At 53.0% G+C, this 438-nt stretch carries 1 protein-coding gene; it reads right to left on the bottom strand.

Features of this window, described 5'->3' with window-relative positions:
- Positions 1-438, bottom strand: a 438-nt coding sequence (locus ACSZPK_RS26940) for an AMP-binding protein (protein WP_437884679.1), incomplete at both ends; no start/stop codon positions are given.

Raw genomic sequence — 438 nt, 5'->3', positions numbered from 1 at the left:
TTCAAATACCCCTGGGTCAGCAGCAGACCAATACCACTGTCCTCGATCATGTAAGCCAGACGGTCCTGCGGATACTCAGGGTCCAGCGGCACATATGCTCCACCGGCTTTTAGTATTGCCAGTAAGCCAACCACCATTTCCAGGCTACGATCAACCGCTATACCTACCAGCACATCGGGACCCACACCCAACTCGATCAGCTTGCGCGCTAACCGGTTGGCTTGCTTGTCGAGCTGTTCATAAGTCAGTTGCTGATCCTCGAACACCACCGCAATTGCATCCGGTGCCTTTAGCACCTGCTCTTCGATCAGCTGATGAATGCAACGCTCGTTTGGATACTCTGCGTCAGTGCAATTCCAGTCGTAGACGATTTGCTTCCGTTCTTCTTGGCTGAGCAACGGCAACTCACCAATTGGCCTCTCTGCAACCTCGCAGATA

Source organism: Pseudomonas sp. LRF_L74 (assembly GCF_965644255.1).
Taxonomy (GTDB): domain Bacteria; phylum Pseudomonadota; class Gammaproteobacteria; order Pseudomonadales; family Pseudomonadaceae; genus Aquipseudomonas.
The sequence above is the reverse complement of the archived record's forward strand: the minus strand, read 5'-3'. Positions and strand labels throughout refer to the sequence as shown.